The sequence below is a fragment of the Pseudomonas sp. AGC41 genome (assembly GCF_057334555.1).
On sequence record NZ_JBHFJB010000015.1, the window covers coordinates 1 to 6,535 of the forward strand.

Below are 6,535 nucleotides of genomic sequence, written 5' to 3' on the forward strand. Positions count from 1 at the left end.
TTTGCCGCGCTGCCGGGCGTGCAGGAAACCGTTACGGTATTCGTAGGACGTCGGCTCGCCTTCAGGGGGAATCAGCGCCACCAGCCGTCCGGCTTCGTCGTAGCGGTACTCGGTCACCGCGCCCAGCGGATCCTGCTCGGCGGTCAACCGACCCTGCTGGTCATAGGCCTTGAGCTGTTCGCCGCCAACGGGATCGACCTGGCGCACCAGCCGCGCCCGGTCATCGTGGACGTACACTTCCTGGCTGCCGTCCAGATGCCGGACCGTGACGCTGCCGTCCTCGCCCCAGCTGTAGTGGCTGTCCATCTGCGCGAAGGACGCCCAGTGCCGCACACAGCGCGCCGCCGGGCCGAGGCCTTGCCATTCCCAATAAAAACTCGCGCCGCCGGCCAATTGCCGCTGGAGGATGACGTGCTGGTCGTCGTAGTCGTAGCGCTCGCTTTCGCCGGCGGCGTTGGTCGCCTCGATCAGTCGGAAACGGCCGTCGTAGCGGTAGGTCACCAGCGTCTGTTCGGTGCGCCAGGCTTCGTCCGGATGCTGTTCGGGGTGAAAGCTCTGATAGTCGATGGCGACCAGGTGACGATGCTCGTAGCGCAACCGCAGGCCGCGCCGGGCGCCGTTGTCCAGGCGGCTGATGTCTCCGTAGATGTTGCGCTGGACGGTCAGGCGGTTGTCGTACCGATCGCTCAGCGCCGTCAGATGACCGTCGCGAAAGTGCAGGAAAGGCGCGTCTTCGCCGGGCTGGGCGATGATCAGTTCGTCCGGCTCGCGGCTCAGGTAAATCGCCGCGCGGGCCAGGCTGTTGTGGATCGCTGGACGCTGCAGGCTGGGGCGAGGAAAGCTGGTGCGGCGGTTTTCCTGGTCGATCCAGGTCACCTGTTCGCCCTCGATCACCAGGCGATGGGCCAGGCCATGGCTCCAGCCGCGGCCAAGGCCGATGTCCAGCTCGGCGGCGCTGGTGCGGTAGAGGCGGGTGAAGACGAAGGGCAAGCGCCCGTCGAGGGTGCCGTCCTCCAGGGTCAGCAGTTCCTCGCCGGTGACCATCGACACCGGGCAGCCGTCGGTGCGGGTCTGGGCGGCGCTGTCGGCGGGGTCGCCGTTGGGGTTTTTCGATGGGGTCGGGGCGTCGTCGTGGGGTTCGTCTTTTTTCAGCGTGGTGTTGCGCTGCGCGTCCCAGCGTAATTGCATCCGGCCTTTTTTCACGCCAGCGGCGATGCCTCGTGCCGCCACGGTTTTGTAGCGGTCCACGTAGGTCATGAACCCGTTCACCAGCGTGAAGATCGCCCGGATGAAACGCGTCACCGCGTCCAGTAGCCGTGCGCCGTGGCGGACCAGTCGCAGCGATAGATAGGCAATTCCCGCGCCCGCCCCGGCGAAGGTCAGGACCACGCCGATCAGCAGGTCGATCACCAACTGTACGACCACCATGGACAACGCTTTGGCCGTGCCGCCGGCCACTTCGCTGGGCGGCAGCATGTCCAGCCAGAGACTCGCGGTGCGCACCAGCAGGCACAGCGCCGCTTCGTCGCTGGCGAGCAATTGCAGCCTGGCCATCACCAGCGGGGACGACTCGGCAAGTTTGACCAGGTCCGCCGCACCGCTGCCCAACTGATCGCCAAACCGGCTCGGGTCCTTGAGGATGTCGGAGAGCAAGCTGATGCTGTCCCACACGCCTTCGATGGCCGCCCAACCGCCGGCGAGCAGGCCATTGCCCACCGCGGCCGCCGACGTCGCCGACGATTGCTGCGCCCACTGCGGCTTGAAACCCCGCCATTCGCTACGCAGCCAGTCCGTCAGATCAGCAGTCAGGCCGTCGTAGGAAGAAAACAGGTCCTCGATCTGCCTGGGGGTGACTTCGCTTTGAACGTGGACCCGGTAGTAGCGACCCGCTTCGCCTTTGAAGGTCCCGACACCCTGGGCATCCAGCTGGACCGGGGTGACCTCGCCGCTGTCCACCGACACTACATCCACCACGATGTCGCCGAGCGGAATGTCGTACACCGATTCGAGCTTGCTCTCGATCGTCAGGACCCCACCCTTGGGGCATCGGGCCACAGTCGAGTGGAAATCGCTGTCGCGGCTACTGACCGTCGTGGCGCTGCCAGCAAAAAGAAGCACCCGTTCCATGCCCATCAGCGAAGGCAAGTCGGCCGCCTGGCTGGCCCGGTCCGCCGCACGGGCGTACCAGCGGTCGAGTTGTTCGCGATAGAGGGAAAGGCTGTCTTTGAAGCTGTCGAGTTCCGCCTCGATGCGGCGCACCTGATCCATCAGGAAGCGGCCTGATCAGGGGGCGGCGGGAAAAATCGGTCGAACATCGGCAGGCATCTCGCGAAAAATCGGGTGCGCGAGACTTTGCCGAGGAAGGCTAGGGAAATAAGTCAGACAAGGGGACGGGGGATGTAGGACGCTTCTTTAAGTGCTCCCAAGCGCCCGGCCACTCACGACCGGGCGCCTCGAGTCAGTGCGAATGCCGCGGCTCGCCGCTGCGGGCGATTACCCGCAAATGCAAAGTGGCCGGCTCCAGGCAGCCGCCGGTGGACAGCTGCCCGACCAGTTGCCGATAGAGTTCCTGCCAGGGCGTTTGCGAGGGCGGGATGTTCGGTGTCCATTCGCGCCGGCGCCGTTCCATTTCGGCCTCGTCGACCAACAGGTTGACGGTGCGGGTGTTCAGGTCCACTTGCAGCCGGTCGTTGGTTTGCAGCAGCGCCAGGCCGCCGCCCACCGCTGCTTCCGGGGACATGTTGAGGATCGACGGGCTCGCCGATGTGCCGCTCTGGCGGCCGTCGCCGAGGCAGGGCAGGGAGTCGATGCCGCGTTTGATCAGCGCCGCGGGCGGCGCCATGTTCACCACCTCGGCGCTGCCGGGATAACCCACGGTGCCAACGCCGCGAATGACCAGGATGCAGCGCTCGTCGATGTCCAGCGCCGGGTCGTCGATCCGCGCGTGGTAATCCTCCGGTCCTTCAAACACGATTGCCCGGGCTTCGAAGCTGTTTTCGGCGCCGGGCTCGGACAGGTAGGTCTTGCGAAACGCCTCGCCGACCACCGACATCTTCATGATCGCACTGTCGAAAAAATTGCCGCTGAGCACGATGAATCCGGCGCGATGCTTGAGCGGGGTAGCAAACGGGTAGATCACATCGGCGTTGCTGGTCAGGCTGCTGCTGACGATTTCGCCAATCGTCTTGCCGCTGACTGTGGCGCAGTCTTCGTGCAGGCGCCCGGCCTTCTGCAATTCATGCATGACCGCCGGCACGCCGCCAGCGCGGTGGAAGCCTTCGCCGAGGTATTTGCCGGCCGGCATGCAGTTGACCAGCAGCGGCACGTCTTCGCCGATCCGCTGCCAGTCGTCCAGGCTCAGGTCGACGCCCATGTGCCGGGCGATGGCAATCAGGTGCGGCGGGCAGTTGCTCGATGCGCCGAGTGCCGAGGCGACGGCGATGGCGTTTTCGAACGCCTCGCGGGTCATGATCCGGGACGGGCGCACGTCCTGGCGGACCAGTTCGCAGATGCGCTTGCCGGTGGCGTAGGCCATCTGCCCGCGCTCGCGATAGGGCGCCGGAATGCTCGCACAACCGGGCAGCGACATGCCGAGGGCTTCGGCCAGGGCGTTCATCGACAGCGCGGTGCCCATGGTGTTGCAGTGACCCACGGAGGGCGATGCCGCCGTGGTCATTTCCATGAAGCCTTCGTAGTCGATTTCGCCGGCGGCCATCAGGTTGCGTGCGTGCCAGAGCACGGTGCCGGAGCCGATCAGTTCGCCCTTGTGATGGCCGTCGAGCATCGGCCCGCCGGACAACACGATGGCCGGCAGGTCGGTGGTTGCCGCCGCCATCAGGCACGCCGGGGTGGTCTTGTCGCAGCCGGTGGTGAGCACCACGCCGTCCAACGGGTAGCCATGGAGAATTTCCACCAGGCCCAGGTAGGCCAGGTTGCGATCCAGGGCGGCGGTGGGCCGGCGTGACTGTTCGGCGATCGGGTGGACCGGGAATTCCATCGGGATGCCACCGGCGTCGCGAATACCGGCCTTGACCCTTTGTGCCAGCTCCAGGTGATGACGATTGCAGGGCGTCAGGTCGCTGCCGGTCTGGGCGATGCCGATGATCGGCCGACCCGATTGCAGCTCTTCGCGAGTCATCCCGTAGTTCATGTAGCGCTCGACGTACAGGGCGGTCATGTCCGCGTGAGCCGGGTCGTTGAACCACTGCTCGCTGCGCAGGCGGCGTTTTGGCGTGTCACTCATGATTCATTGCTCTCTTGTAATTGGATGAATCGACGATCTGTCGGGCTCAGCGATCGAGCAGCCCCCGCGCGGCGAGATTACGCAGCAAGGCGCCGACGCCGAAGGTCCAGGGCGCGGCCTCGCAGCTGTGAGTCACCTGATTATGCAAACTGCCGAGCAACGGGCTGCTGATACTGACCCGGTCGCCCAGTTTGTGGGTGAAACCGCTGCCGGCGTGGTCGCGATCCTCGGTGGGGGCGAACAGGGTACCGAGAAACAGCAGGAAGCCATCCGGGTATTGGTGGTTGGCGTTGAGTGTCTGGCCTGCGAGGTCCTGCGGGTCGCGGCTGATCTGACTCATGGAGCTGCAGCCGTGCAGGCGGTAACCGTCTTCGCCGTGTACCTGCAGATCGACCTCGCAGGCCCGCACGTCGTCCAGGCTGAAGTGTTCATCGAACAACCGAATGAACGGCCCGATGGCGCACGAGGCATTGTTGTCCTTGGCCTTGCTCAGCAACAACGCGCTGCGGCCTTCGATGTCCCGCAGGTTGACGTCGTTGCCCAGGGTGGCGCCGTGGATCTGGCCACGGCTGTTCACCGCCAGCACCACTTCCGGTTCCGGGTTGTTCCATTGCGAGGCCGGATGAATGCCGATCTGGCTGCCGCTGCCGACGGCGGCCAGCACCGGCGCCTTGGTGAAGATTTCCGCGTCCGGCCCGATGCCGACTTCCAGATACTGCGACCACATGCCCTGTTCGATAAGGAAGGCCTTGAGGCGCATGGCTTGCTCGGAACCCGGGACGATCGAACGCAGGTTGTCGCCGATGACGCTGTGCACCGTCGCGCGCACGGCTTCGGCCCGGGCCGCGTCACCGCCAGCCTGCTCCTCGATCACCCGCTCGATCATGCTCGCGGCGAAGGTCACGCCGGCGGCCTTGATCACTTGCAAGTCCAGCGGCGGCAACAGGAAGGGCCTGGCCGGGTCAGCATGCATGCCGGTGTTGGCCAGCAGTGCGTCGACGCTGGCGATGAACGTGCCCGGCGTTTGCCTGACCGCTGTCACCGGCGAGGGGGTTTCCAGCAAATCGCTCAAGGTCGCGAAACGCTCCGACAGGTCGAACACTCCGTCGCTGCGCAGCACGACTGGCGAAGGCCCGGCGACCCGGCCGGGGACCCAGGCACGACCAATCAGGGTGCCGGCCAGGCTATCGACCGGCAGCGTGTTCTCGGGGGTAAGCATCAGCGACATGGGCAGTCTTCCTGGTTCGTAAAGCTTTCAAGCTAGGGCGCGCTGGTGATGAACTCCAATGAGATATATTCAGTATCTGATAACGTGCGGTTATTGCATCGTGAGGGTTGCCCATGTCCGATCTGTCCTTTTCCAGCTTCTGCGGCTGGCTCAAATTCCGCCATCTGCTGCTGATCGATACCTTGGGCCGCACCTGCAACATGCACCTGGCGGCCGAACAGATGAACCTCAGCCAGCCGGCGGTGAGCAAGATGCTCAAGGAAATCGAGAGCCTGCTCGGCTTCGCCCTGTTCGAGCGGCGCCCGCGCAGCATGCCGCCCACCGCGCTGGGCGAACATGTGCTGCGCTACGCCCAGATCGCTTTGAATGACGCGCGCTCGTTCGTCGAGCAGATCAGCAGCCTGCGGGACGGCGGGCATGGCTATCTCAAGGTCGGCGGCATCTTTGCCGCGACGGCGGTGGCCCTGCCCGAGGCGATCCTGCAGATCAAGCAGCGCTGGCCCTTGTTGTCCATCGAGGTGGTAGAGCAGACCAGCAATCATCTGATGAAGATGCTGGAGGAAAAGAAGCTCGACCTGGCCGTGGCGCGGTTTACCGAGCAGAGCCAACAGCAGCGCTACGACTTCCAGCCCTTGGCTCCGGAACCGTTCTGCATCGTCGTCAACGACCGGCACCCGCTGGCAGACGCCGGGCCGATATCGCTGCAGCAACTGGTGGACCTGCCGTGGATTCTCTACCCGGTCGGCACGCCGATCCGCGCCCGCATGGAACTGGCGTTCGCCGAAGCGGGCGTGCGGATGCCGCGCAACACCATCGATACGATTTCCATGCAGACTTTCCTTCAGGTGCTGAAACGCGGCCCGATGATCGGCATGTTGCCCAATGCCATGGTTGACCCGCTGCTGGAAAGCGGCCAGCTCAAGACCCTCGATACCCCGTTGCACCTGGTGCCGCAGGATTACGGCATCCTCACGCGAAAAGACGAGCCGCTGGTGGGCGCGGCGCTGGAGTTTGCCGAGATTCTCAAGGACAACGCCCGCCAGAGTGGTTGACAGTGCTGCCGC

Annotated in this window: 4 protein-coding genes; 1 reads left to right on the top strand and 3 read right to left on the bottom strand. The window is 65.0% G+C overall.

Annotated elements, in window-relative coordinates; all coding sequences use genetic code 11:
• From ACE04F_RS01985 to ACE04F_RS01995, 3 genes are all read right to left on the bottom strand, one after another.
• A partial coding sequence (locus ACE04F_RS01985) for a DUF6531 domain-containing protein (RefSeq protein WP_486104389.1) occupies positions 1–2,268 on the bottom strand: 2,268 nt, incomplete at its 3' end.
• 190 nt (positions 2,269–2,458) lie between these two features.
• Complete coding sequence (locus ACE04F_RS01990; protein WP_486104391.1) at positions 2,459–4,243, bottom strand: IlvD/Edd family dehydratase; 1,785 nt, start codon at positions 4,241–4,243, stop codon at positions 2,459–2,461.
• 46 nt (positions 4,244–4,289) lie between these two features.
• Positions 4,290–5,471 (bottom strand): fumarylacetoacetate hydrolase family protein, encoded by a 1,182-nt coding sequence (locus ACE04F_RS01995; RefSeq protein ID WP_486104393.1) that lies wholly within the window; start codon positions 5,469–5,471, stop codon positions 4,290–4,292.
• A gap of 113 nt (positions 5,472–5,584) precedes the next feature.
• Between ACE04F_RS01995 and ACE04F_RS02000 the strand changes: the two genes are divergently transcribed.
• Complete coding sequence (locus ACE04F_RS02000; protein WP_486104395.1) at positions 5,585–6,523, top strand: LysR family transcriptional regulator; 939 nt, start codon at positions 5,585–5,587, stop codon at positions 6,521–6,523.
• Positions 6,524–6,535 lie beyond the last annotated feature (12 nt).

What these genes read in the sequence shown, in the direction of transcription:
- ACE04F_RS01990 (WP_486104391.1), bottom strand. Translation starts at nt 4,243, where the DNA reads ATGAGTGACACGCCAAAACGCCGCCTGCGCAGCGAGCAGTGGTTCAAC.
- ACE04F_RS01995 (WP_486104393.1), bottom strand. Translation starts at nt 5,471, where the DNA reads ATGTCGCTGATGCTTACCCCCGAGAACACGCTGCCGGTCGATAGCCTG.
- ACE04F_RS02000 (WP_486104395.1), top strand. Translation starts at nt 5,585, where the DNA reads ATGTCCGATCTGTCCTTTTCCAGCTTCTGCGGCTGGCTCAAATTCCGC.